The 21,928-nt window shown below is 62.0% G+C and carries 19 protein-coding genes; 14 read left to right on the plus strand and 5 right to left on the minus strand.

Annotated elements, in window-relative coordinates:
- Positions 1–56: 56 nt before the first annotated feature.
- Entirely contained in the window at positions 57–1,706 is a 1,650-nt protein-coding gene (locus tag MKS85_RS19440) for an acyl-CoA dehydrogenase family protein (RefSeq protein ID WP_188251959.1), read from the minus strand.
- Between the two features lie 74 nt (positions 1,707–1,780).
- On the minus strand, positions 1,781–4,165 hold the full coding sequence (locus MKS85_RS19445; RefSeq protein ID WP_188251958.1) for a hybrid sensor histidine kinase/response regulator: 2,385 nt from the start codon (positions 4,163–4,165) through the stop codon (positions 1,781–1,783).
- Between the two features lie 313 nt (positions 4,166–4,478).
- Between MKS85_RS19445 and MKS85_RS19450 the strand changes: the two genes are divergently transcribed.
- From MKS85_RS19450 to MKS85_RS19465, 4 genes are all read left to right on the plus strand, one after another.
- On the plus strand, positions 4,479–5,276 hold the full coding sequence (locus MKS85_RS19450) for a hydroxymethylpyrimidine/phosphomethylpyrimidine kinase (protein WP_076383510.1): 798 nt from the start codon (positions 4,479–4,481) through the stop codon (positions 5,274–5,276).
- Between the two features lie 16 nt (positions 5,277–5,292).
- Positions 5,293–5,919, plus strand: coding sequence for a thiamine phosphate synthase (gene thiE, locus MKS85_RS19455; protein WP_047229512.1), 627 nt, complete (start codon positions 5,293–5,295; stop codon positions 5,917–5,919).
- A 24-nt stretch (positions 5,920–5,943) separates the two neighbouring features.
- A complete protein-coding gene (gene hemL, locus MKS85_RS19460) occupies positions 5,944–7,227 on the plus strand; it encodes a glutamate-1-semialdehyde 2,1-aminomutase (RefSeq protein ID WP_047229511.1) in 1,284 nt (427 codons plus the stop codon).
- Between the two features lie 218 nt (positions 7,228–7,445).
- Positions 7,446–8,000, plus strand: a complete 555-nt coding sequence (locus MKS85_RS19465) for a tetratricopeptide repeat protein (protein ID WP_047229510.1) — start codon at positions 7,446–7,448, stop codon at positions 7,998–8,000.
- A gap of 140 nt (positions 8,001–8,140) precedes the next feature.
- Here the strand turns inward: MKS85_RS19465 and MKS85_RS19470 are convergent, their stop codons facing one another.
- Positions 8,141–8,470, minus strand: a complete 330-nt coding sequence (locus MKS85_RS19470; RefSeq protein ID WP_016773045.1) for a DUF1820 family protein — start codon at positions 8,468–8,470, stop codon at positions 8,141–8,143.
- A 133-nt stretch (positions 8,471–8,603) separates the two neighbouring features.
- Here MKS85_RS19470 and miaB point away from each other — a divergent pair, with 133 nt between their 5' ends.
- From miaB to lnt, 5 genes are all read left to right on the plus strand, one after another.
- Positions 8,604–9,932 (plus strand): tRNA (N6-isopentenyl adenosine(37)-C2)-methylthiotransferase MiaB, encoded by a 1,329-nt coding sequence (miaB, locus tag MKS85_RS19475; RefSeq protein ID WP_172833785.1) that lies wholly within the window; start codon positions 8,604–8,606, stop codon positions 9,930–9,932.
- 215 nt (positions 9,933–10,147) lie between these two features.
- A complete protein-coding gene (locus MKS85_RS19480) occupies positions 10,148–11,158 on the plus strand; it encodes a PhoH family protein (RefSeq protein WP_047229508.1) in 1,011 nt (336 codons plus the stop codon).
- Positions 11,151–11,609 (plus strand): rRNA maturation RNase YbeY, encoded by a 459-nt coding sequence (ybeY, locus tag MKS85_RS19485; RefSeq protein WP_047229507.1) that lies wholly within the window; start codon positions 11,151–11,153, stop codon positions 11,607–11,609. Before MKS85_RS19480 ends, ybeY begins: the two co-directional genes overlap by 8 nt.
- A 40-nt stretch (positions 11,610–11,649) precedes the next feature.
- Positions 11,650–12,489 carry an HlyC/CorC family transporter gene (locus tag MKS85_RS19490; protein ID WP_025215634.1) on the plus strand — a complete coding sequence of 280 codons (840 nt, stop codon included), beginning with the start codon at positions 11,650–11,652 and terminating at the stop codon, positions 12,487–12,489.
- A 27-nt stretch (positions 12,490–12,516) separates the two neighbouring features.
- Positions 12,517–14,040, plus strand: coding sequence for an apolipoprotein N-acyltransferase (gene lnt, locus MKS85_RS19495; RefSeq protein WP_139049087.1), 1,524 nt, complete (start codon positions 12,517–12,519; stop codon positions 14,038–14,040).
- A 141-nt stretch (positions 14,041–14,181) separates the two neighbouring features.
- Here lnt and MKS85_RS19500 read toward each other — a convergent pair whose 3' ends face one another.
- Both MKS85_RS19500 and MKS85_RS19505 read right to left on the minus strand, forming a co-directional pair.
- Complete coding sequence (locus MKS85_RS19500) at positions 14,182–14,943, minus strand: YdcF family protein (protein WP_139049086.1); 762 nt, start codon at positions 14,941–14,943, stop codon at positions 14,182–14,184.
- Positions 14,944–15,046: 103 nt separating this feature from the next.
- A complete protein-coding gene (locus MKS85_RS19505; protein ID WP_047229504.1) occupies positions 15,047–15,367 on the minus strand; it encodes a hypothetical protein in 321 nt (106 codons plus the stop codon).
- Between the two features lie 293 nt (positions 15,368–15,660).
- On the opposite strand from MKS85_RS19505, the gene leuS reads away from it, so the two are divergent.
- The 5 genes from leuS to MKS85_RS19530 all read left to right on the plus strand — a co-directional run bounded on the left by leuS (position 15,661) and on the right by MKS85_RS19530 (position 21,879).
- Complete coding sequence (gene leuS / locus MKS85_RS19510; RefSeq protein ID WP_047229503.1) at positions 15,661–18,267, plus strand: leucine--tRNA ligase; 2,607 nt, start codon at positions 15,661–15,663, stop codon at positions 18,265–18,267.
- 88 nt (positions 18,268–18,355) lie between these two features.
- Positions 18,356–18,961, plus strand: a complete 606-nt coding sequence (lptE, locus tag MKS85_RS19515; protein ID WP_107321820.1) for an LPS assembly lipoprotein LptE — start codon at positions 18,356–18,358, stop codon at positions 18,959–18,961.
- 39 nt (positions 18,962–19,000) lie between these two features.
- On the plus strand, positions 19,001–20,038 hold the full coding sequence (gene holA / locus MKS85_RS19520; protein ID WP_139049085.1) for a DNA polymerase III subunit delta: 1,038 nt from the start codon (positions 19,001–19,003) through the stop codon (positions 20,036–20,038).
- Between the two features lie 280 nt (positions 20,039–20,318).
- On the plus strand, positions 20,319–20,483 hold the full coding sequence (gene arfA, locus MKS85_RS19525; protein ID WP_047229500.1) for an alternative ribosome rescue factor ArfA: 165 nt from the start codon (positions 20,319–20,321) through the stop codon (positions 20,481–20,483).
- A 73-nt stretch (positions 20,484–20,556) separates the two neighbouring features.
- Positions 20,557–21,879, plus strand: coding sequence for a lytic murein transglycosylase (locus MKS85_RS19530; protein ID WP_160893619.1), 1,323 nt, complete (start codon positions 20,557–20,559; stop codon positions 21,877–21,879).
- Positions 21,880–21,928: the final 49 nt, after the last annotated feature.

A 21,928-nucleotide genomic window follows, 5' to 3' on the forward strand; every position in this document is an offset into this window, starting at 1 on the left:
AGATGTTGGATGTGCCTACGCCTTCGCGAGCAGGCTCGCTCCCACAGGTTCGGCGTTTAGAAACCTTGGGGCGTGGAGCGTGCCACGATGGCCTCGACATTCAGGCCTCGGGGCAAGGCGCCGTATGCCCGGCCAGCCGAACCCAGGCGGCTGGCGATGAAGGCATCGCTGACGTCGCTGTTGCCCGCTTCCAGCAGCAGCTTGGCTTGCAGGCCGATGGCGATCTCTTCAGTCAATTGCCGGGCGCGGTACTGGATGTCAGCGGTATCCTTGAACGCCGCGTGCAACCGATCGATGTGGGCTGCCAGGCGTTTGTCGCCGTGGCCGTCACCCATCTCGGCGAACAGCACTTCAAGCACGCCCGGTTCCTTGGACAGGGCCCGCAACACATCCAGGCACTGTACATTGCCGGAGCCTTCCCAGGTCGAGTTCACCGGTGCTTCACGATAGAGGCGCGGCAGGATGCTGTCTTCGACATAACCAGCGCCGCCCATGCATTCGGCGGCTTCGTTGATCATCGCGGGGGCGCGTTTGCAGATCCAGTATTTGCCCACCGCAGTCACCAGCCGCGCGAACTTGGCCTCGTGTTCGTCACTCAAGTGGTCCAGCGCCCGGCCCATGCGCAGGCTCAGGGCGAGGGCGGCTTCACTTTCCAGCGCCAGGTCAGCCAATACGTTTTGCATCAGTGGCTGCTCGCTCAACAACTTGCCACCGACCTTGCGATGCGCGCAGTGATGGCTGGCCTGGGTCAGGGCCTGGCGCATCAGAGCACTGGAACCGACCATGCAATCGAAGCGGGTCATGGCGACCATCTCGATGATGGTCGGCACGCCTCGCCCTTCTTCACCGACCATCCAGGCCAGCGCCCCACGGAATTCAACTTCGCTGGAGGCGTTGGAACAGTTGCCCAGCTTGTTCTTCAGCCGCTGGATATAGAACTGATTACGGGTGTCGTCCGGGCGATGGCGCGGCAGCAGGAAACAGCTCAGGCCCTTGTCGGTCTGGGCCAGGGTCAGAAAGGCATCGCACATCGGCGCCGAGCAGAACCACTTGTGGCCCACCAGCTCATAGGCCTGGCCCGGACCGCTGGCGCCCACCGGATAAGCTTTGGTGGTGTTGGCCCGCACGTCGGTGCCGCCCTGCTTTTCAGTCATCGCCATGCCGAGGGTCACCCCGGCCTTGTGGGCCATGCCGACGTTTCGCGGGTCGTACTCGGTGGCGAGCGCTTTGGGCACCCAGAGCTCGGCCAGGTCCGGTTGCAAACGCAACGCCGGGACGCTGGCGAAGGTCATGGTCAGCGGACAACCGGTGCCGGCTTCAGCCTGGCTGTGCAGATAAGTCATCGAGGCTCGGGCGACGTGGGCGCCGGGTTGCGGCTGGGCCCATGGCAGGCTGGGCAAGCCATGCTCGACGGCGGTGCGCATCAACTGGTGGTAAGCGGGATGGAATTCCACCAGATCGATGCGATGACCGTAGCGGTCGTGGCTGGAAAACACCGGTTTGTTCTGGTTCGCCAGAAACCCCGCTTCCATCAGCGGCCCGCCGGCCAGTGCGCCATACGCATCGATCCGCCCTTGCGCCCAACCCGCACCAAAACGCTGCGACCACTGTTGCAGCGGCAGGTCGATGCGATAGAGGTTGGCGCCATCCAGGGACGGTGGCTGATTGGTGACCTCGTGGGTTTCGGCGAACTGGTGCAGGTTCATGACAGGGCTCCTTGGTCGGCCAGCAGAGGTTCAGTTAAGCACCGCCCCAGGGCCGAACAAAGTGTCATACCCGCCTAAATATCGGCGCTTTCACCCTGTTTTGGACAAAGTACCCGCCGTTGCAGAATCGTGCGCAACACCTCGAATTTCACCGGTTTGCTCAGGTAATCGGTCAACGCGCCCGACGTGCAGCGCTCGTGATTCGGATTGGGACTGACCACAAACACCGGCAGGTCCTCGCAGCCGGCGAGCGTACGGATCTGACAGCAGACCGACACCCCGTCCAGCGGTGGCGACTGGCAATCGAGCAGCACGGCGTCGACACTCTCGCCCTGCAGCATATCCAGTGCCGCGCGGCCGCTGTCGGCGGTACGCACCCGGTAACCGAGCTTGAGCAACATGCCGCGCATCACCAGCAGATCAATGCTGTTGTCGTCAGCCAGCAACACCGTGCAATCCTGAGGCAACCGCGCGCTTTCTCGCGGGCTGAACGAAAATGGCGTGGGCGCCTCCACGGGCACGGCCATTTCCACCTCGACATCCAACTGGAATCGGCTGCCGCGACCGGGTTCGGAGGTGTGAGTCAGGCGTCCGCCCAGCAACTCCACCAGCTGCCGACAGATCGCCAGCCCCACGCCGAGACCGCCGTATTCCCGAGTCATGGAACCGTCCAGCTGGAAGAAGCGCTGGTACAAGCTCGCCTCCCCGAGGTCCGTGAAACCAATACCGGTGTCGATCACGGCAAAGGACAGCACCAGCCGATCGAGCCCCGACGGCCTGCCACTGACCCGCAGCGCCAGGCCCCCTGTGCGGGTGAACTTGACGGCGTTGTCCAGCAGGCATTCCAGGCATTGGGCCAGCTTGCCACTGTCACCGATCAGCCGGTCCGTCAGGCCGGGTGCCACGTCGACCTTGAAATCCAGGCTCTTGACCGCCGCATTGGCACCGAACTGCACCTGCAAGGCGTCGACCATCGCGCGCAGGCTGAACGGCGCCGGATAGGCCTTGAGCTTGCCGGCCTGCAACTCGGTAAGGGTGAGGATGCCGTTAACCATGCGCATCATGTCCCGCGCAGAACCTGCGGCGGTCTGTTGATACTGGGTCAGCTCCTCGTTCATTTCGACGGTTTCCATCAACTCCAGCGAACCGATCACGCCATTCATCGGCGTGCGCAGCTCATGGGTCAAGGTGGCGAGGAATTCATCCTTGAGTTTGTTGCCATGGGCCAATTGCTGGTTGAGCACTTCAAGTTTCTGCCCGGCGTCAAACAGCGTCTGGGCCTGCTGCTCGCGCATGGCATTGATACGGTCGGCCAGGGCCAGGGACAACAGCGCTACTTCGATGGCCGAGCCGATCTGGCTGGCGTACATGGTCAGGAATACGTTCGGCAGATAACCGAGCACCATCATCGTGTTGACCACACCCCCCAGCAGAAACGCCGACCAAGCGATGATGAAATAACGCGCCACCCGCAGGCCACGCCACCAGGCGAACAGCCCGGCGGCGAAAATCACCACGGTAAATACCAGCGCCAATGCCGTCGCCAGGCGCAAGGCCAAGGCGTAACTGGTCATCAGCGACAGGCCCACCACTACCGCGCTGTAGACGATCAGCGCCAGCAGCAGCCGGTCAAGCCAACGACTGTGTTGCGCGGTTTGCAGGAAGCTGCGCGCAAACTGGCTGCCGAACAGACCCGCACAGCCGATGAAAAAGGGGGTTGCGGCATTGGCCCACCAGGGGTTGTCCGGCCAGAAATACTCCACGGCCGCTCCGTTGACCGACAACTGATACAGGCCGAACGAGGCGATATAAACGATGTAATAAAGGTAACTGGTGTCCCGCACGCTCAGGTAAATGAACAGGTTGTAGACCAGCATCCCCAGCAGTACGCCATAGATGGTGCCCAACACGTACAAGCGCACAGGTTGTTGCTCAAGATAGGCCGTGCTCGACCACAACGTCAGCGGCGCCTGGATCGAACCCTGGCTTTGCAGGCGCAGGTACACGGCCTGGCGTTGTTCAGGTTTGAAGTCCAGGCTGAACAGGTAGTTGTTCTGGCGAATTTCACGGCTGGCGAACGGCAAGGCATCGCCGGTCTGGCGAACCAGGCGATACGCCCCGGCGCTATCAGGCAGATACAAATCCAAATGGTCCAGCGGCGGATAGGCCAGCTCCAACAACCAGGTGCGTTGGGCGTCCGGATTGCCGGGACGGTAGTGCAGGTCTATTTTCAGCCAGAATGCCGAGCGCGAATAACCAGCGTTCAGCGTGGCCTTGTCATGGGGCTTGAAGTGACCCGCCGCAGCCTCTGCCAGGACGTCGTCGATGGTAGCCGTACCGTGGGTGTCTTCAAACACCTGCAGGGCATGGCCCAAGGGCAGGCTTTGGGTGAATTCATCGAATTCGAGGGCGCTTGCCAAAGCGGGCAAGCACAGCAGCAACATCAGCAAATAGCGCATTTAAGCCCCAGCGTGGCCTGTCCGGTTGAATCAGGAAGCCCCCCATTCCCTGAGTAGACGTAAAACCGGCATTACCTGTTATTGGTTGGATCCATTTCTAGCATAGCCGCTGATGGCCAATTTGCACCATTGAAATTTTTCCTACAGATGGCTCTAGAACGGGCGTTCCAGCGCCAAGCATTGAGATAGAGCTGTTGCTTTGGTCAGGTCGGCAACGGGTGGGTCAAAAGCAATCATCAGAGCAAGCAGTTCCGCATAAAACCCTCAGAGTCCGACCACCGACAAAACAGGTTTGGTGGTAAGCTCGCGCACCATGAATATCTACAGCTCTCGCCCCGTTGTCCTCTGTCTCTCCGGCCACGACCCCAGTGGTGGCGCCGGTTTGCAGGCAGATATCGAAGCCCTGCTCGCCCAGGGTTGTCATGCCGCCCCGGCCGTTACCGCGTTGACCGTGCAGGACACGGTTAACGTGAGCGATTTCCGCGTGCTCGATCGGGAGTGGGTGCTGGCGCAAGCCAATGCCGTGCTCAACGATTCGCAGGTAGCGGCGGTCAAGCTGGGGATGCTCGGCTCACTGGAAATGGTCGACACGGTAGTCGAACTGCTGCAGGCGCACCCGCATTTGCCCATGGTCTGCGACCCGGTGCTGCGTGCCGGTGGCGGCGGACGATTGGGCAAGGATGAAGTCGGCTACGCCATGCGCGAACGCCTGTTACCCCTGGCAATCATCGCCACCCCCAATCTGCCGGAAGCACGCATCCTCGCCGAACTGCCAGAGGGCAGCGCCGATGAATGCGCCGAAAAACTGCTGCCCTTCGTCAAACACCTGTTGATCACCGGTGGTCACGGCGACGAACATGAAGTCCACAATCGCCTGTACAGCCGCGATGGTCGCCGCGAAACCTTCACCTGCCAGCGCTTGCCCGGCAGCTACCATGGTTCCGGCTGCACCCTGGCCAGCGCCCTGGCTGGACGACTGGCCCAGGGCGAACACCTCGCCAGCGCGGTCAAGACAGCACTGGATTACACCTGGCGCACCCTGCGCGATGCCGAACAGCTGGGCAAAGGCCAGTTCGTCCCGCGTCGCCTGCCGCTGGATTTCTGCTCGTAGCCCCGGAGGCTGTGGAATGAAACTACGTGGCCTTTACGCCATCACCGATAGCCAACTGCTGGCCGGCAAATTCCTCGCGTATGTGCAAGCGGCACTGGAAGGTGGCGTCACCCTGCTGCAATACCGTGATAAAAGCAGCGACGAAGCCCGCCGTCTGCGCGAAGCCGAAGCGCTGCGCAATCTGTGCGAGCGCTACAAGACCCGATTGATCATCAACGACGACGCCGAACTGGCCGCGCGCCTGGGCGTCGGCGTTCACCTGGGCCAGACCGATGGCCCTCTGGCGCCAGTACGGGCTCTGCTGGGGCGCGACGCAATCATCGGCTCCACCTGTCATTCCAGCCTGGAACTGGCCGAACAGGCCGCCAGCGAGGGCGCCAGCTATGTCGCGTTCGGACGCTTCTTCAACTCCAACACCAAGCCCGGCGCACCCAGTGCAAACCTTGAACTGCTCGACCAGGCCCGGATCAAACTGCATATACCGGTGTGCGCCATCGGCGGCATCACGCTGGACAACGCCGCCCCGCTGGTGGCTCACGGTGTCGACCTGCTGGCCGTGGTCCACGGTCTGTTCGGCGCCGACAGCCCCCAGGAAGTGACGCGCCGCGCCCGTGCCTTCAACGATCTGTTGCAGATCAAATAATTTTTCGATTTCGAGAGCCCAACCATGTCCCGTTCCGAAACCCTGTTTGCCAACGCCCAGAAGCACATCCCCGGCGGCGTGAACTCCCCCGTTCGTGCGTTCAAGAGCGTTGGCGGCACCCCGCTGTTCTTCAAGCACGCCGAAGGCGCGTACGTGACGGACGAAGATGACAAGCGCTATGTGGACTACGTCGGTTCGTGGGGCCCGATGATCCTCGGCCACAGCCATCCGGACGTGCTGGAAGCGGTGCGCAACCAATTGCAGCATGGCCTGTCCTACGGTGCCCCGACCGCCATGGAAACCGAGATGGCCGACCTGGTCTGCTCGATCGTGCCGTCGATGGAAATGGTGCGCATGGTCAGCTCCGGCACCGAGGCAACCATGAGTGCGATTCGCCTGGCGCGGGGCTTCACCGGTCGCGACAGCATCATCAAGTTCGAAGGCTGCTACCACGGCCACTCCGACAGCCTGCTGGTCAAGGCCGGTTCCGGCGCGCTGACCCAAGGCGTACCGAGTTCGGCCGGTGTGCCCGCAGCGTTTGCCAAGCACACCCTGACCCTGCCGTTCAACGACCTCGAAGAAGTCGAGAAGATGCTCGGCGAAGTCGGCCAAGAAGTGGCCTGCATCATCGTCGAGCCTGTGGCTGGCAACATGAACTGCGTACCGCCGGCGCCGGGTTTCCTCGAAGGCCTGCGCAGCCTGTGCGACCAGCACGGCGTGGTGCTGATTTTCGACGAAGTGATGACCGGTTTCCGCGTAGCCCTCGGCGGCGCCCAGGCCCACTACGGCGTGACACCGGACCTGAGCACCTTCGGCAAGATCATCGGCGGCGGCATGCCGGTCGGTTGCTTCGGCGGCAAGCGTGCCATCATGGAATGCATCGCGCCGCTGGGTCCGGTCTACCAGGCCGGTACGCTGTCAGGCAATCCGCTGGCCATGGCCGCCGGCCTGACCACCCTGCGTCTGATCAGCCGCCCGGGCTTTCACGCCGAGCTGACCGACTACACCACCCGTCTGCTCGACGGTTTGCAGATTCGTGCCGACGCAGCGGGCATTCCGTTCGTGACCACCCAGGCCGGTGGCATGTTCGGCCTGTACTTCAGTGGCGCCGATGACATCGTGACCTTCGAAGATGTGATGGCCAGCGACGCTGACCGCTTCAAGCGTTTCTTCCACCTGATGCTCGACGGTGGCGTGTACCTGGCTCCGAGCGCGTTCGAAGCCGGCTTTACCTCCATCGCCCATGGCGAGGCCGAGCTGAAGATCACCCTCGACGCCGCTGAGCGGGCCTTCGCCGCGTTGAAGTAAGCCTGTGGATAACTGACGCCGGCTGACGCTGGCGTCAGTGATTGACGACAACCTCTTGCCCCTTTTCCTACGTATTAGCCCTCGAAGCTGCCGTTAGCGCTCCCTCGCAGCAGAAAAACGAGTAAAGACTTTGTAAGGATGGCCCTGCTTATTTCATAATGCGCGCTTATTGGATCCCCCGGAGGGTCCGCGTGCCCCTCAGAGGTAAGTCGATTCCCATGAACCGCACCGGCCGCACCCTTGCCCTGGGCTGCCTGTTGCTCCTTCAGCCGCTGCTGGCGAACGCACAAGCAGGCGGCAACTCGTTGTTGATCCCGGCGATGGGCCGTTGCACGCTCAACACCCAGCCACAAGATCTCGCACCGGCACTCGACGCCTGTCAAAAAGCGGCGGACGCGGGCGATGCACAAGCGCAATACGAGTTGGGCGAGTTCTACTACGACGGCAAGGCTGCGCCGCGCGACCTCAAACTGGCCCTCAGCTACTTCGAAAAAGCCTCACTGCAAGGCCATGCCCAGGCGCAATACAAGCTGGGCGGCATGTTCTTCCATGGCGAAGGCGTGCCGGCCAATAACGTGCAGGCCTACATTGTCTTGAAGATGGCGGCGGTCAATGGCGCCGAAGAAGCCCTGGACACCGCCGACGAAGTCGCCGAACAGATGCCCCGCGACGAACTGGAAGTCGCGACACAGGTGCTGGGGCAGATCTTCCGCAAATACCTGATGGAATTGCAGAACGCCGACGGGCGCACGCCCTTCTCGCCACTGCCCTGAATCCACCACGGCCTTGAGAGCCTAATCGCGAGCAGGCTCGCTCCCACAGTTAATCCCGGGTGTTCACAAATAATGTGCACACAGAAGATCCAGTGTGGGAGCGAGCCCGCTCGCGATTGGGGGCAACTCAGTCTTGGCGCTTACTTCTCAGGCATCGGCATCGGAAACGGCATGACATTGCCGACCGCGCCGCGGGCTTCGCTGATTTTCGGGGTGCCCAGGCGCTCGACCTCGTCGATACGCACGATCGAATGCATCGGCACGAAGCTGCGCACCACACCTTCGAACTGCGCCTTGAGCTTTTCTTCGCTCGGATCGACGACCATTTGCGTGCGCTCGCCAAAGACGAATTCTTCGACTTCCAGGAAGCCCCACAGATCACTTTGATAGATCTGCTTGGCGTACATTTCGAACACCTGGCCCTGGTTGAGGAAAATCACCTTGTAGATTGGAGCTTCACGTTTGGTCATGGCAGGCGAAATACATCGGCGGGTAAAAATGAGGGCGCGAACTATAGCATAGCCACTGCTCGCGCAGCGGTAGGAACCGGGTGACTTGTTCCCTATAATGCGCGGTTCTTTGAATCACGTGATGACTCCGTCCATGGCCAAGAAGCTTTACATCGAAACCCACGGTTGCCAGATGAACGAGTACGACAGCTCGCGCATGGTCGATCTGCTGGGTGAACACCAGGCCCTGGAAGTCACCGCCCGTGCCGAAGACGCCGACGTGATCCTGCTCAACACCTGCTCCATCCGCGAGCGCGCCCAGGACCGGGTGTACTCCCAGCTCGGTCGCTGGCGTGAACTGAAACTGGCCAACCCGGAAATGGTCATCGCCGTGGGCGGTTGCGTGGCCAGCCAGGAAGGCGCTGCCATTCGTGACCGCGCACCCTACGTGGACGTGGTCTTCGGCCCGCAGACCCTGCACCGTCTGCCGGAGATGATCGACGCCGCGCGCATCACCAAACTGCCGCAGGTCGACGTTTCGTTCCCGGAAATCGAAAAATTCGACCACCTGCCCGAACCCCGTATCGACGGCCCGAGCGCCTACGTGTCGGTGATGGAAGGTTGCAGCAAGTACTGCACGTTCTGCGTGGTGCCCTATACCCGGGGCGAAGAAGTCAGCCGGCCGTTCGACGACGTGATTGCCGAAATCATCCACCTGGCGGAACACGGCGTGCGGGAAGTGACGCTGCTGGGGCAGAACGTCAACGGTTATCGCGGCCTGACCCACGATGGGCGCCTGGCCGACCTCGCCGAGCTGATCCGCGTGGTGGCGGCCGTGGAGGGCATCGACCGCATCCGCTACACCACCTCGCACCCGCTGGAGTTCTCCGACAGCCTGATCCAGGCCCATGCCGAAGTGCCTGAACTGGTCAAGCACCTGCACCTGCCGGTGCAATCGGGCTCCGACCGGATCCTGGCGGCCATGAAGCGCAACCACACGGCGCTGGAGTACAAATCCAAGCTGCGCAAACTGCGGGCGGCGGTGCCGGGGATCTGCATCAGTTCGGACTTTATCGTGGGTTTCCCCGGCGAAACCGAGAAGGATTTCCAGCAGACCATGAAGCTGATCGAAGACGTGGGTTTCGATTTTTCCTATTCCTTCGTCTACAGCCAGCGTCCCGGCACTCCGGCCGCCGATTTGGCGGACGAGACACCAGAAGAGGTGAAAAAAGAACGGCTCAACGCCTTGCAACATCGCTTGAACCAGCAAGGTTTCGAGATCAGCCGACAGATGGTCGGCTCCGTCCAGCGGATTCTGGTGACCGATTACTCGAAAAAAGACCCGGGCGAATTGCAAGGGCGGACCGAAAACAACCGCATCGTCAACTTCCGCTGCGACACTCCGGCCCTGATCGGTCAGTTCGCCGACGTCCACATCGATGCCGCGCAACCGCACTCCCTGCGCGGCTCGTTGGTCCAGTAACACAAAGTTTCCTGTGGGAGCGAGCCTGCTCGCGATAGCTGCGTGACAGTCAATATCGATGTTGAATGTGACGCCGCTATCGCGAGCAGGCTCGCTCCCACAATGGGTTGTGCCAACCCTGTGATCAGATTCGCCTCTTTAAGAGCTTTCGCACCCAGCCTACTGGCGTTATCCTTGATTTCATCTTAATTGCCCCAGGGCGGCTAAAAACGACCTTGAACGCACCCATCGAACCACATCGTTTCATTCTCGAGCCCTTTGAGGCTCGCCGCTTCGCCAATCTGTGCGGGCAATTCGACGAGCATCTGCGCTTGATCGAACAGCGCCTGGCCATCGAGATCCGCAACCGCGGAAACCAGTTCGAACTGATCGGCGAACCCAAGCACACCTCCTCCGCGGAAAACCTGCTGCGCCGCCTCTATCGGGAAACCAAGGGAAGCGAGTTGTCGCCGGACACCGTCCACCTGTTCCTGCAGGAGTCGGCCCTCGAAGAACTCGAGAACCACGCTCCGTCGGAACCTGCCGTGGCCTTGCGCACGAAAAAAGGCATGATTCGCCCTCGCGGCTTGAATCAGCAGCGCTACGTGAAGGAAATCCTGGGCAACGACATCAACTTCGGCATCGGTCCGGCCGGTACCGGCAAGACCTATCTGGCCGTGGCCTGCGCCGTCGATGCGCTGGAACGCGAACAGGTGCGCCGTATCCTGCTGGTGCGTCCGGCGGTTGAAGCGGGGGAAAAACTCGGTTTCCTGCCCGGCGACCTGGCCCAGAAAATCGACCCGTACTTGCGTCCGCTGTATGACGCACTGTACGAAATGCTCGGCTTCGAATACGTCGCCAAGCTGATCGAACGCCAGGTCATCGAGGTCGCACCGCTGGCCTATATGCGTGGCCGTACGCTGAACAACAGCTTCATCATCCTCGACGAAAGCCAGAACACCACGGTCGAGCAGATGAAAATGTTCCTGACCCGGATCGGCTTCGGCTCCACCGCGGTGATCACCGGCGACATCACCCAGGTCGACCTGCCCCGCGGCACCAAATCCGGGCTGAACCATGTGATCCAGGTGCTCAAGGACGTGCCGGGCATCAGTTTCACGCATTTCATGCCCAAGGACGTCGTGCGCCATCCATTGGTGCAGCGCATCGTCGAAGCCTACGAGCGCTTCGAGAATCATCAGGATGAGCTGGCGACCGCTGAGAAGGGCAATCGCCACGATGCTTGAACTTGACCTGCAACTGGCCAGCGAACGCCCCGCTCCCAGCGAGGCTCAGTTACGCCAATGGTGCGAGCTGGCCCTGCGCCAGCGCAGCGCCGACTCGGAACTGACCATCCGCCTGGTGGACGAGCCCGAAGGCCGCGAGCTGAACCACACCTGGCGGCAGAAAGACTACGCCACCAATGTGTTGTCGTTCCCCGCCGACGTGCCCGACGAACTGCTCGACATTCCGCTGCTGGGCGATCTGGTGATCTGCATCCCGGTGGTGGAGCGCGAAGCGGCCGAACAAGGCAAGACCGCTGAGGCCCACTGGGCCCATCTGGTGATTCACGGCTGCTTGCATCTATTGGGTTACGACCATATAGAAGATGACGAAGCCGAGGAAATGGAATCGCTGGAACGAACGTTGCTTGCAGAGCTGGGTCACCCCGACCCCTACGCCGGCGACGAACACTGATACATCAACCTGTAACGACAAAGGATTCAGAGTAATCGCTATGAGCGAAGATCGATCGAGCAACGGGCAGAAGTCATGGCTGGGCAAGCTCACCCAGGCTTTTGCCCATGAGCCGAAAAACCGCCAGGAGCTGCTGGAGCTGCTGCGCGATGCACACCAGAACAAACTGCTGGACAGCGAAGCGCTGGCCATCGTCGAAGGCGCCATCCAGGTCGCTGACCTGCAAGTGCGGGACATCATGGTCCCCCGTTCGCAGATGGTCAGCATCAAGGCGACCCAGACACCTCGCGAATTCCTGCCCGCCGTGGTCGATTCCGCTCACTCGCGCTACCCGGTAGTCGGCGAGAGCCATGACGACGTCATGGGCGTGCTGCTGGCCAAGGATCTGCTGCCGCTGATCCTTCAGGAGAACGGCGACAGTTTCAACATCAAGGACTTGCTGCGCCCGGCCACCTTCGTGCCCGAGTCCAAGCGCTTGAACGTGCTGCTGCGTGAATTCCGCGCCAATCACAACCACATGGCCATCGTCATCGACGAATACGGCGGCGTGGCCGGACTGGTCACCATCGAAGACGTGCTCGAGCAGATCGTCGGCGACATCGAAGACGAGCACGACGTCGAGGAAGACAGCTACATCAAGCCGCTGCCCAGCGGCGACTTCCTGATCAAGGCCCTGACGCCGATCGAGAACTTCAACGAGTTTTTCGACAGTCAATTCTCCGACGATGAGTTCGACACCGTCGGCGGCCTGGTGATGAGTGCTTTCGGGCACCTGCCCAAGCGCAATGAAACCACGGAAATCGGCTCCTGGCGCTTTCGCATCCTGAACGCCGACAGCCGTCGGATTCACTTGCTGCGCCTGTCACCCATTGCCCGATAAACCCTGCGAGACCCGCTAAGGACACACATGCGCTGGACAACCCGCCCCGGCTGGCCCGGTAACCTGCTGGCCATGGCGGCTGGCGCGATCACCACCCTGGCCCTGGCGCCGTTCGACATCTGGCCGCTGGCACTGCTGGCGGTCGGGCTGTTCTATGCCGGTCTGCGCGAGCTTTCACCGCGCCAGGCCCTCGGCCGTGGCTGGTGCTTCGGTTTCGGCCTGTTTGGCGCCGGCACCAGCTGGATCTATGTCAGCATTCACAACTTCGGCGGCGCCTCGGTGCTGCTCGCCGGTTTCTTGATGCTGCTGTTCATCGCCGCCATTGCCTGGTTTTTCGCCCTGCCCGCCTGGCTCTGGGCCCGGTGGTTGCGGCGTAACGAAGCCCCGCTGGCCGACGCCTTGGCCTTCGCCGCCCTGTGGCTGGGCCAGGAAGCCTTTCGCGGCTGGTTCCTCACCGGGTTTCCGTGGCTGTATTCCGGTTACAGCCAACTTGACGGCCCCTTGGCCGGCCTCGCGCCGCTGGGCGGGATGTGGCTGATTTCCTTCACCCTGGCCCTCACCGCCGCGCTGCTGTACAACGCGCCACGGTTGATCCGCGCCGGGCGCAAAGGCTTTATCGCAGCAGGCGTGGTCCTGCTGATCGGCCCGTGGGTCGCCGGCATGGCGCTCAAAGACCATGCCTGGACCAGCCCTTCGGGTGATCCGCTGAGCGTCGCGGCGATCCAGGGCAACATCGAACAAAGCATGAAGTGGGACCCCGAGCAACTCAACGCGCAACTGGCGTTGTACCGCGACATGAGTTTTGCCTCCAAACGGGTCGACCTGCTGATCTGGCCGGAAACAGCTGTGCCGGTGCTCAAGGAATCTGCCCAGGGCTATCTGGACATGATGGGCACCTTCGCCGCCGAGCGAAATTCAGCGCTGATTACCGGCGTTCCGATTCGCCAACTGGTGCACCAGCAGAAGCGTTACTTCAACGGCATCACCGTGACCGGTGAAGGTGACGGCACTTATCTGAAGCAAAAACTGGTGCCATTTGGCGAATATGTGCCGTTGCAGGACATTCTGCGGGGGTTGATCGCGTTCTTCGATCTCCCCATGTCGGACTTTGCCCGGGGCCCGGCCGACCAGTCTTTGCTGCAAGCCAAGGGTTACCAGATCGCGCCGTTCATCTGCTATGAAGTGGTCTACCCGGAGTTCGCCGCTGGCCTCTCGGCGCGCAGCGACCTGCTGCTGACCATCAGCAACGACACCTGGTTCGGCACCTCGATCGGCCCGCTGCAACACCTGCAAATGGCGCAGATGCGCGCCCTGGAAGCCGGTCGCTGGATGATCCGCTCCACCAACAACGGCGTCACCGGCCTGATCAACCCCTTCGGCCAGATCACCGTACAGATCCCGCAATTCGAGCGTGGCGTGCTGTACGGCGAAGTGGTGCCGATGCACGGGCTGACGCCCTACCTGCAATGGCGCTCGTGGCCGCTGATCATCGTGTGCGTGTTGCTGCTGGGCTGGGCGTTGATGGCGGGACGGATGGCCAAGACGGTTTAAGGTTGCTCGTTCCCACGCTCCGCGTGGGAATGCAGCCCGTGACGCTCCGCGTCATTGGTGGCCGACGCCAGCCCGCCTTGGAACGCAGAGCGTCCCTTGAGGCGTGCCCACGCAGGAGCGTGGGAACGATCCGGGAACACTTCAACGATAAAACAACCTATACCCCACCTGCCCCACCGCCTCGTTCATCAACTGCCCCGATTGCCAGATCGACTTGAACTCCGGCATCCAGCCGCCCAGCGGGCGGGCATTGTCCTGCCCCAGAAAGCCCACCGGTGCAGGAACCACTTCAAACCCCGAGCGCTCGAAACTCCAGACTGCCCGTGGCATGTGCGACGCATGGGTCACCACCACGACTCGTCTGATGCCCTGCGGCAGCAACATCTCGGCGCTCATCTGGGCGTTTTCCCAGGTCGTGCGACTGCGCCCTTCCTGCCAGCGCACGGTGACACCAAAATCATCGAGCATCGAATCGGCCATCAATTTCGCTTCACTCGGCGGGGAGCCATAGTGCAAGCCGCCGCTGGTCAGCACCGGCAATCCCGATGCCTTGGCCAGTCGCGCCGCATACCGCTGGCGCTCCAGACCGATGCCGGTGGGCTGGTCGGTACCCCAGGCCAGGTCACCGCGATCGCGGCCCGAACCAAGCACCACGATGGCATCGGCACGTTGCGCCAGCGTCACCCATTCGCTGCGAGGCAGCGGTGGCTCGCGCTCCAGCGCCTTGGCGCTCCATTGCACCACCACAGGCAAACTCATCAGCCAGAAACCGCCCACCCCTGCAATGAAACACAGGCGAGCCAGGCGCGGCCGGGAGTTGCGCCACCACCAGGCAAGCACCAACAACAGCAAAAGAATGCCGGGCGGCAATAAAAGTTGTTTGATGAAATAGCGAAACGGCATCGGGCATCTCCATAGATGCCCGAAGCCTAGGTGGGTTGACGCAAAGCGACAACAGATTCGAAATAACCTTGAACCAAAAAAAGCGACAAGCGTGAATCCGGCTTTACTTGAACTGCAGTGACCGGACTTTTACAGCATCCCTGGTGGGCGTCCGATCCTTGAGCCATACAACCTTGGCCGAACGGGGCGTATCGAGGCGCTTGAGTAGCTGAGCCCCACTTGTGGGGGCTTGATGCCCGACCTGCTCAAGGTAAGCCTTGACCAGCTCGAACTCTGCGGGGGTCAAGCCACGCAGTTCCAGCTCTGCCGGGCGTTCATCGCGCAAGCGACCGGCGGTTCTTGCAGCGTCCAGGGCCACCCCGAGACGATCGATCAGTTTTTCGTACAACTCAGGTGTAGTTACTTTACGTTGTGATTCAACCATCCCTCACCTCATTGAAGATAAGACTCACTCCCCATTGAGAAGCTTAGCTTCGCTGGGCAAACCGGCAGGGCGCCGCGACCAACGGCCCTGAACAGCGGCCGTCACCGGGTATCGACAATGCCCCGGCACGCAATCAGGGTTTCCCTCGGCAGAGCACGGTCATGTATGCTACGGCGCTTCCTGTAACTCCACTTCCAGCTCGGCTGGGCATCGAAAACGCCGCATCAGGCGTCGTCTGCGTCCAGCATGGCAACGAAGAGGATTGGGCCACCCCATTCAGTACAAAAGTAGCCATGCACGAACACTATCAGCCCCGTGAAATCGAAGCCGCCGCCCAGTCGTTCTGGGACGAGCAAAAGTCCTTTGAAGTCAGTGAACAGCCAGGCAAGGAGACTTACTACTGCCTGTCGATGTTCCCTTACCCCAGCGGCAAGCTACACATGGGGCATGTGCGCAACTACACCATCGGCGATGTGATCTCCCGCTACCAGCGCATGCAAGGCAAGAATGTCCTGCAACCCATGGGTTGGGACGCTTTCGGCATGCCGGCGGAAAACGCCGCGATGAAGAACAACGTGGCCCCCGCCAAGTGGACCTACGAAAACATCGCCTACATGAAGACCCAGCTGCGCAGCCTGGGCCTGGCGGTGGACTGGTCCCGCGAGGTCACCACCTGCAAGCCTGATTACTACCGCTGGGAACAATGGCTGTTCACCCGCCTGTTCGAAAAAGGTGTGATCTACCGCAAGAACGGCACCGTGAACTGGGACCCGGTGGACCAGACCGTACTGGCCAACGAGCAGGTGATCGACGGTCGCGGCTGGCGCTCCGGCGCGCTGATCGAAAAGCGCGAAATCCCGATGTACTACTTCAAGATCACCGCCTACGCGGATGAACTGCTGGAGAGTCTCGACGAGCTGACCGGCTGGCCTGAACAGGTCAAGACCATGCAGCGCAACTGGATCGGCAAGTCCCGGGGCATGGAAGTGCAGTTCCCCTACGACGTCGCCTCCATTGGCGAAGCGGGCAATCTGAAAGTCTTCACCACCCGTCCGGATACCCTGATGGGCGCCACCTATGTCGCCGTGGCCGCCGAGCATCCGCTGGCGACCCTGGCCGCCCGCAACAACCCCGAGCTGCAGGCGTTCATTGCCGAATGCAAAGGTGGCAGCGTCGCGGAAGCCGATGTCGCCACTCAAGAGAAGAAAGGCCTGCCGACCTCGCTGTTCGTCGAGCATCCGCTCACCGGCGAAAAACTCCCGGTATGGGTCGCCAACTATGTGCTGATGCACTACGGCGACGGCGCCGTCATGGCTGTTCCGGCCCACGACGAGCGCGATTTCGAATTCGCCCACAAGTACAACCTGCCGATCAAGGCCGTGGTGCGTACCAGCGCCGGTGACCAGACCCCGGCGCCATGGCAGGACGCTTATGGCGAACACGGCGAACTGATCAACTCCGGCGAGTTCGACGGCCTGGACTTCCCCGGCGCGTTCGACGCCATCGAAGTGGCCCTGATCAAGAAAAACCTCGGTGCCTCCCGCACCCAGTTCCGCCTGCGGGACTGGGGCATCAGCCGCCAGCGCTACTGGGGCTGCCCGATTCCGATCGTGCACTGCGATACTTGCGGTGACGTACCGGTACCGGAAGATCAACTGCCCGTGGTCCTGCCCGAAGACGTGGTACCCGACGGCGCCGGCTCGCCCCTGGCGCGCATGCCCGAGTTCTACGAATGCAGTTGCCCGAAATGCGGCGCGCCGGCCCGGCGTGAAACCGACACCATGGACACGTTCGTCGAGTCCTCGTGGTACTACGCCCGCTACGCCTCGCCGCACTATGAAGGCGGCCTGGTGGAAAAATCCGCGGCTGACCACTGGTTGCCGGTGGATCAGTACATCGGCGGCATCGAACACGCCATTCTCCACCTGCTCTACGCGCGCTTCTTCCACAAGCTGATGCGTGACGAAGGCCTGGTGAGCTCCAACGAGCCGTTCAAGAACCTGCTGACCCAAGGCATGGTGATCGCCGAGACTTACTATCGTCGCGAAGCCAACGGTGCCTACACCTGGTACAACCCGGCCGACGTCGAACTCGAACGCGACAGCAAAGCCAAGGTCATCAGCGCCAAACTGATCGCCGACGGCCTGCCGGTGGAAATCGGCGGCACCGAGAAGATGGCCAAGTCGAAGAACAACGGCGTCGACCCGCAGTCGATGATCGACCAGTTCGGCGCCGACACCTGCCGCCTGTTCATGATGTTCGCCTCGCCACCCGACATGAGCGCGGAATGGTCCGACTCCGGCGTCGAAGGTTCGCACCGCTTCCTCAAGCGCGTCTGGCGTCTGGCTCAAGCCCACGTCACTCAGGGCCTGCCGGGCAAACTGGACGTCGCCGGCCTGAACGACGAGCAGAAAGCCGTTCGCCGTTCGATCCACCTGGCCATCAAGCAGGCCAGCCATGACGTCGGCCAGAACCACAAATTCAACACCGCCATCGCCCAGGTGATGACGCTGATGAATGTCCTGGAAAAAGCCGCGCAAGGCACCGAACAGGATCGCGCACTGGTTCACGAAGGTCTGGAAGCCGTGACGCTGCTGCTGGCTCCGATCACGCCGCACATCAGCCACGAGCTGTGGAACCGCCTGGGCCACGCTGACCCGGTGATTGACGCCAGCTGGCCGGTGGTGGACGAAACCGCGCTGGTGCAGGACAGCCTGACCCTGGTCATCCAGGTCAACGGCAAGCTGCGCGGCCAGATCGAAATGCCAGCCGCCGCCACTCGCGAAGAAATCGAAGCCGCCGCACGGGCCAATGAAAACGTGTTGCGCTTCGTCGATGGCCTGACGATCCGCAAAGTGATCGTCGTGCCCGGCAAACTGGTCAACATCGTCGCAAGCTAATTGGATCGGGCGCCGGCTTGGGCCGGGCGCCGAATATAACCTGCGGGGCCGCACTGTCGAGCCATAGGGTTTCAAGGGGAGCAACAAGATGATCAAACGTAATCTGCTGGTAATGGGCCTGGCGGTCCTGTTGAGCGCCTGCGGCTTCCAGCTGCGCGGCACCGGCACCACCGAGCTGGCTATCACGGAGCTGGACCTCAGCGCCCGGGACGCTTATGGCGAGACCGTGAAGATGCTGCGCGACTCACTGGAAAACAGCGGCGTGAAGGTCTACAACGGCGCGCCGTACAAACTGGTGCTGACCAGTGAACAGCAAAGCCAGCGCAGCCTGAGTTACGCCGGTGCCGGTCGCTCGGCCGAGTACGAACTCAACAACGTCCTGAGCTATGAGATCCGCGGCCAGAACAACCTGGTGCTGCTGGACGACAAACTGCAAGTGCAGAAGGTCTACCTGCACGATGGCAACAACATCACCGGTTCCGACCAGGAGTCGAGCGAAGTGCGTGTCGAAATGCGTCGTGACCTCGTGCAACGCATGATGCTGCGCCTGCAACAACTGAGCCCAGCCCAACTGGACCAGTTGCAGCAGACCGCCGACGCCCGCGCCAAGGCAGAAGCCGACGCACTGGAAGCGGCACGCAAGGCTGAAGCGGAAACCCCGCAACAGTCGCCGATGCAAATCCCGTCTGAATAAGCCTTGCGGGGCGCTCCGGCGCCCCGCTCGCCTTCTCTTATGAAGCTCGCTCCCGCCCAACTCGGCAAACACCTGCAAGGCGCCCTCGCGCCGGTCTACATCATCAGTGGCGATGATCCGCTGCTGTGCCAGGAAGCCGCCGACGCCATTCGCTCTGCCGCCCGTCAGCAAGGCTTCGACGAACGCCAGGTGTTCGCCGCCGACGCCAGTTTCGACTGGGGCACGCTGTTGCAGGCTGGGGCGAGCATGTCGCTGTTCGCGGAAAAACGCCTGCTGGAGCTGCGCTTGCCATCCGGCAAACCCGGTGACAAGGGCGCCGCTGCGCTGATCGAATATTGCTCACGGCCGGCTGAAGACACGGTGTTGCTCATCAGCCTGCCAAAACTCGACGGCAGCGCGCAAAAAACCAAATGGGGCAAGGCCCTGGTTGAAGGTCAGCAGACCCAGTTCGTACAGATCTGGCCGGTGGACGTCAGCCAGTTGCCCAGCTGGATCCGCCAGCGCCTGTCCCAGGCCGGCCTGTCGGCCAGCCAGGATGCGGTGGAACTGATCGCCGCCCGGGTCGAAGGCAACCTGCTGGCCGCCGCTCAGGAAATCGAAAAGCTCAAGCTGATGGCCGAGGGCGGGCAGATCACCGTGGAAACGGTACAGGCCGCCGTGGCCGACAGTGCGCGTTTCGATGTGTTCGGGCTGACCGATGCGATCCTCAACGGTGAAGCCGCCCACGCCCTGCGCATGCTCGAGGGCTTGCGGGGCGAAGGCGTCGAGCCTCCGGTGATCCTCTGGGCCCTTGCCCGGGAGCTGCGCCTGCTGGCCAACCTGTCGCTGCAATACAGCCAGGGCGTACCACTGGACAAGGCCTTCAGCCAAGCCAGGCCACCGGTGTGGGACAAACGCAAGCCGCTGATGAGCAAGGCCCTGCAACGCTACTCGGCACCGCGCTGGGCACAACTGCTGCTCGAAGCCCAGCGCATCGATGCGCAGATCAAAGGTCAGGCGGCGGGGTCGCCATGGATGAGCCTGAGCCGCTTGTCGCTTTTGATGGCTGGGCAGCGGTTGGCCTTACCTGCCGAGTAAGCCATTTCTCCCGACCCACAGAGCTTTTTGTGGGGAGGATGTTTTCTGTGGCAAAGATGCTTTTGTGGCGAGGGAGCTTGCTCCCGCTGGGGCGCGTAGCGGCCCTGTTTTTTGGGGCTGCTGCGCAGCCCAGCGGGAGCAAGCTCCCTCGCCACAAAAGCTCTCCAGCCACAATTCCCCTCGCCATCCTTGAAATTTCCTACGCAAAGCAGGGACTGGACAGCCCCCCAACTCTGCCGCATGATTTGCTCCACAAAACCACCCCACGAGAGACCCCCTCATGAGCAAAAAGCCATCCAAGCATGGCCCCAACAAGGCCAAATCCATCATCGCCCAGCCCCTGTTCCGCAGCCGCCAGGAACGACCCGCCAAGGGCAAAGGCAGCTACCGCCGCGAAGCCTTCCAGTCTGACAACTGGGAGGCTTCTTGCTTTGTGGCGGCTTGAAACACCCGGACCAGCCCTATTCTCCTTTGCGCATGATAAGGTCAGCATCTGATTTGTTTATCTGGACCCGTGCATGCCCTTTTGTCTTTCCCGTCGTTGGCCCCTGCGCCAATTGATTGCAGCCACAAGCGTCGTTCTGCTTGTCGCCTGCGCAGAAAAACCTACCGCCGCCGACGCCCAACCGCTCAAGACCGTCCCTGCCGTGCCTGCTCCAGCCATCGTGCCGCCCGTGGTCCCGACCGGTGACAACCTGGTCATCGCCCCCACGCAAACTTTCGCCGAATGGCAAGCCGGTTTTCGCAAGCAAGCCCTGGCCGCGGGAATCCGTGCCGACCTGTTTGATCGCGCCTTTATCGGCGTCAGCCCGGACATGAGCGTCATCAAAGCCGACCGCAGCCAGCCGGAATTCAGCCGTCCGGTGTGGGAATACCTCGATGGAGCGCTGTCGCCGCTGCGAGTACGCCGGGGCCAGACACTGGTCCAACAGCATGCCGACATCCTGCAAAGCATCGAGCAGCGCTATGGCGTCGACCGCCAGGCCTTGGTTGCGGTGTGGGGCATGGAAAGCAACTTCGGTCAGTTCCAGGGCACCAAGTCGGTGATCAACTCCCTGGCGACCCTGGCCTATGAAGGGCGGCGCCCGGGGTTTGCCCATGCGCAGCTGATCGCCGCACTGCAGATCCTGCAAGACGGCGACATCGCTCCGGAAAAAATGCTCGGCTCCTGGGCCGGAGCCATGGGCCAGACCCAGTTCATTCCCACCACGTACAACACCCACGCGGTGGATTTCGATGGTGACGGCCGCCGCGATATCTGGGGCAGCGCCACCGACGCCCTGGCCTCGACCGCACACTACCTGCAAAGCTCTGGCTGGCAGCGCGGACAGCCGTGGGGCTTCGAGGTACGACTCAGAGAAGGGTTCGACTACCCGCTGGCCGATGGCGCGATCCGCAAACCCGTCTCCGAATGGCTGCAACTGGGCGTCAGCCTGCCCAACGGCAGCCAGGTCCCAGCCGGCGCCGAACACTTGTCGGCAGCCCTGCTGCTGCCGGCCGGCTATCGCGGGCCGGCCTTCCTGGTGCTCGATAACTTCCGCGCCATCCTCAAGTACAACAATTCCTCGTCGTACGCCCTGGCGGTGAGTTTGCTGTCAGAACGCTTCGCCGGCGCGGGGCTGATCAGCGGGCAATGGCCCAAGGACGATCTGCCCTTGAGCCGTAGCGAACGCTTTGAACTGCAAACCTTGCTGGGCAAACACAACTTCGACGCAGGCACGCCCGACGGCATCATCGGCGCCAACACCCGCAAGGCCATACGCAGCGCCCAGCAGTCGTTCGGCTGGCCCGCGGATGGGTATCCGACGCACAAGCTGCTGGAAGGGTTGCGTAACCGCTGATTTGCCTTATGGCGGCTACCGCCATCGCGAGCAAGCTCGCTCCCACAGT

The organism is Pseudomonas sp. JL2 (genome assembly GCF_031570495.1).
GTDB classification, from domain to species: Bacteria; Pseudomonadota; Gammaproteobacteria; order Pseudomonadales; family Pseudomonadaceae; genus Aquipseudomonas; species Aquipseudomonas rhizophila.

What these genes read in the sequence shown, in the direction of transcription:
- MKS85_RS19440 (WP_188251959.1), bottom strand. Translation starts at nt 1,706, where the DNA reads ATGAACCTGCACCAGTTCGCCGAAACCCACGAGGTCACCAATCAGCCA.
- MKS85_RS19445 (WP_188251958.1), bottom strand. Translation starts at nt 4,165, where the DNA reads ATGCGCTATTTGCTGATGTTGCTGCTGTGCTTGCCCGCTTTGGCAAGC.
- MKS85_RS19450 (WP_076383510.1), top strand. Translation starts at nt 4,479, where the DNA reads ATGAATATCTACAGCTCTCGCCCCGTTGTCCTCTGTCTCTCCGGCCAC.
- thiE (WP_047229512.1), top strand. Translation starts at nt 5,293, where the DNA reads ATGAAACTACGTGGCCTTTACGCCATCACCGATAGCCAACTGCTGGCC.
- hemL (WP_047229511.1), top strand. Translation starts at nt 5,944, where the DNA reads ATGTCCCGTTCCGAAACCCTGTTTGCCAACGCCCAGAAGCACATCCCC.
- MKS85_RS19465 (WP_047229510.1), top strand. Translation starts at nt 7,446, where the DNA reads ATGAACCGCACCGGCCGCACCCTTGCCCTGGGCTGCCTGTTGCTCCTT.
- MKS85_RS19470 (WP_016773045.1), bottom strand. Translation starts at nt 8,470, where the DNA reads ATGACCAAACGTGAAGCTCCAATCTACAAGGTGATTTTCCTCAACCAG.
- miaB (WP_172833785.1), top strand. Translation starts at nt 8,604, where the DNA reads ATGGCCAAGAAGCTTTACATCGAAACCCACGGTTGCCAGATGAACGAG.
- ybeY (WP_047229507.1), top strand. Translation starts at nt 11,151, where the DNA reads ATGCTTGAACTTGACCTGCAACTGGCCAGCGAACGCCCCGCTCCCAGC.
- MKS85_RS19490 (WP_025215634.1), top strand. Translation starts at nt 11,650, where the DNA reads ATGAGCGAAGATCGATCGAGCAACGGGCAGAAGTCATGGCTGGGCAAG.
- lnt (WP_139049087.1), top strand. Translation starts at nt 12,517, where the DNA reads ATGCGCTGGACAACCCGCCCCGGCTGGCCCGGTAACCTGCTGGCCATG.
- MKS85_RS19500 (WP_139049086.1), bottom strand. Translation starts at nt 14,943, where the DNA reads ATGCCGTTTCGCTATTTCATCAAACAACTTTTATTGCCGCCCGGCATT.
- MKS85_RS19505 (WP_047229504.1), bottom strand. Translation starts at nt 15,367, where the DNA reads ATGGTTGAATCACAACGTAAAGTAACTACACCTGAGTTGTACGAAAAA.
- leuS (WP_047229503.1), top strand. Translation starts at nt 15,661, where the DNA reads ATGCACGAACACTATCAGCCCCGTGAAATCGAAGCCGCCGCCCAGTCG.
- lptE (WP_107321820.1), top strand. Translation starts at nt 18,356, where the DNA reads ATGATCAAACGTAATCTGCTGGTAATGGGCCTGGCGGTCCTGTTGAGC.
- holA (WP_139049085.1), top strand. Translation starts at nt 19,001, where the DNA reads ATGAAGCTCGCTCCCGCCCAACTCGGCAAACACCTGCAAGGCGCCCTC.
- arfA (WP_047229500.1), top strand. Translation starts at nt 20,319, where the DNA reads ATGAGCAAAAAGCCATCCAAGCATGGCCCCAACAAGGCCAAATCCATC.
- MKS85_RS19530 (WP_160893619.1), top strand. Translation starts at nt 20,557, where the DNA reads ATGCCCTTTTGTCTTTCCCGTCGTTGGCCCCTGCGCCAATTGATTGCA.